We start from the raw sequence: 2,542 nt of genomic DNA, 5'->3' as shown, positions 1-2,542 counted from the left end.
AAGTCTTTAAAGGAGCTTTAATTTAATGGGAGAAAAAGACATTGAAGAAACAAAAATTGTCATAGGCGAAAATAAAATAATTACAAGAAAAAAGCTGTTTGAAGATAAAGCAAATTTTCATAAAGAACAAGCCCGTCTGCCTTTTGAAGAAAAAATAAGGATACTTACTAAATTGCAAGAGATAGCAAGCCGGATAAAAGGTGATAGAATAATCTGGAAGGTCTAATACCATGAACATAGAAATCTTTTAACTTCTTTTCTCAACCTGCTTCCTTTAAGGAAGGAGTAGGGCAAGCTATAGTTGTCGCCAAAACCTTCCAAATGCTTACTGATGTCATATCTTTCATCCATCCTCTTAAAGAGATAGGCATATTTTTTAATATCCAGATGTAAAAAGACCTCCACATACCGGCACTTCTTCCTGGCCAAAGAGGATTGATATCTATTCAGATCTAGCACTGTTTGGAAAAACCGCTTACCATATACCTGACTTTTGTAAAGCTCCAGGGCTTTTTGCTTTATCAAGATAGAAGAATCTATGTCGACAACTCTATTTATGGTGCCTGGGCTCAAAGGACACTGGATTTGATAAGCTAACAGGCTCATCTCCCACCCTGCTTTCCTGGCCGCCTCAATAAAAATTCTATTGGTCTCAATATGGTCCCGGTTATAGTCTAGAAAAAAGGGCACCAAGACCAGATCAGGCTGTATTTGCTCCACCAGGTCCAAGACTTTCTCTACATTCTGGTGATCCAGACAAAGATTCCCATCAATGTTGTCTAGAAAGTAGAGGTCTTTCAGTCCATACAATTCGGCTACTCTATAGGCTTCTCTTTTCCTTTCTTCCTTAAGCTGCTTCTCATTAAGAAAGGGGTGTCTGCTTCTTTGGCCAGTGGTCAAATATAAGATGTGCACCCTGACTCCACCATTTATGTATCTGGAGATGGTGCCCCCACACCCTATAATGTCATCATCAATGTGAGGCGCCAATATCAAGACTCTCTTAGTTTCACCGGGAACATCTAAGGCATCTTTTTTGGCAGAGAATAAAAATAGCGTCTTGAAAAAAAGGTGGTTAAAGAGTTGGGCAGGCCTGGAGGGAAGTCTTCTTATTGCTTTGGCTATTTCTTCTCTGCTCATGTTTTAGGATATGCCCTTTAGCTGCTGCCGTTCCTTCAAAATCTTCCTCAGGTGTGCTTCCTGCTTAATAGTGGGAGCAGAATAGGTTTTCCCTTTGCTTCTATCCTGAGGTACTGCCCTGACCTTACCTTCCTTGATCAAATTAATCGCTTGCACCAGCATTTCAACGCCCAGAGGATAAATTTTATCTCTCAGGCTCTCCAGCGTATCACAGGTATCTATGGGAATTTCCTTTTGTAGAATGATGTCACCTGTATCCAGACCTGCATCTATATAATGCACCGTCACTCCCACGGTCTTTTCCTGATGGTATAGCTCCCAAAAGCAAGGAGGGCCACCCCGATAGTAGGGCACTTTTCCATGGTGAAGATTAATTGCTCCCTCCCTGGGAATCTCAAATATTGGGCGCTTTAGTATCCTGTGGCCATATACTACTATCAGATCCGGCTGAAGCTGTTGAATCAAGCTTAGAGATTCATCACTATGGATGTTTTTGGTGAAGAAAAGAGGAAAATCTATATCTTTCCTGAGCTCAGTAAAAGAGCGGTATCTTTTATTTTTTTCTTCTTGGGCCCGATTTGTCCTGTCCACTATCTGCCCCAATTTGCTTTGCCAAAACTTTGAGGAGATTTCAAGAGCCTTGGTTAAGATCCGCCAAAAACCCCAGAGACCATAAATTCTTATATATCTCCTTACCTTATTTCTTACAAACGGGATGAACGGGCCATGGATGGTCCTCTCTACTACCACCCCCACAAGATCCATGTCTTTTTCTTTCAGAATCCTCAATATGGCCTGGTCGACTCCTCTTTGGATACCGCCTTCTAGCTTGGTCAGTAGGACTACTCTCATGTTCCCAAACCCATCCTGCGTCAACCGATATCCCCACCAGGCTCAGAGGCGCTAAGTCTTGTCCATCCCACAACCATTAAGAAAATGCATAAAAGGGAAATCCACCAAAATATGTAAATTTCCTGGCCCGTTGGAGTGGCCTCCTTCCCAAATTTAATGATCACATCGTACTGCCCGGTCCTGTCCAGATAGAGAACGAGATAGCCAGGATTTGCGAACAGCTCAATGCTCTTCCCATCCTCAAAATAGGCCTGAGGGGAAGGAAAATAGATCTCATTAAGACCCAGGAAAAATGGGCGATCGGTATCTACGCTTATTCTATATTCCTGGGGGGAGGCCTTCTTCAAGAAGATCTCTGTATCCCCACTCATGGCCGTATCCGTTAAGGAGCTACTGCGGAACATCAAATAGTCGCTATCTCGATATCTTCTTTTGTCCAGCAAGAAACGAGTGTCGTAAAAGGTGATCTGATGGTCGCCCTGGTCCAGGAAGACATCCAATAGTTTGAAGACGTACTTGCCCTCCGGGGAGGAGGTGGAGACTTCCTGAG

Annotated in this window: 4 protein-coding genes; 1 reads left to right on the top strand and 3 read right to left on the bottom strand. The window is 43.0% G+C overall.

Translation table 11 applies throughout. The features are described 5' to 3' along the window. Positions 1-25: 25 nt before the first annotated feature. Positions 26-226 carry a hypothetical protein gene (locus HW443_RS10580; RefSeq protein WP_176226242.1) on the top strand — a complete coding sequence of 67 codons (201 nt, stop codon included), beginning with the start codon at positions 26-28 and terminating at the stop codon, positions 224-226. Here HW443_RS10580 and HW443_RS10575 read toward each other — a convergent pair. The 3 genes from HW443_RS10575 to HW443_RS10565 all read right to left on the bottom strand — a co-directional run. After that, a complete protein-coding gene (locus tag HW443_RS10575) occupies positions 223-1,140 on the bottom strand; it encodes a PIG-L deacetylase family protein (protein WP_176229533.1) in 918 nt (305 codons plus the stop codon). The two genes, HW443_RS10580 and HW443_RS10575, sit on opposite strands and share 4 nt — an antisense overlap. 3 nt (positions 1,141-1,143) lie before the next feature. Further along, on the bottom strand, positions 1,144-1,992 hold the full coding sequence (locus tag HW443_RS10570) for a methionyl-tRNA formyltransferase (RefSeq protein WP_176226244.1): 849 nt from the start codon (positions 1,990-1,992) through the stop codon (positions 1,144-1,146). Between the two features lie 20 nt (positions 1,993-2,012). Next, positions 2,013-2,542, bottom strand: a 530-nt coding sequence (locus tag HW443_RS10565) for a hypothetical protein (protein WP_176238175.1), incomplete at its 5' end; no start/stop codon positions are given.

Source organism: Candidatus Hakubella thermalkaliphila (assembly GCF_013281975.1).
GTDB classification, from domain to species: domain Bacteria; phylum Actinomycetota; class Humimicrobiia; order Hakubellales; family Hakubellaceae; genus Hakubella; species Hakubella thermalkaliphila.
This window is presented reverse-complemented; position numbering and strand designations above follow the sequence as displayed.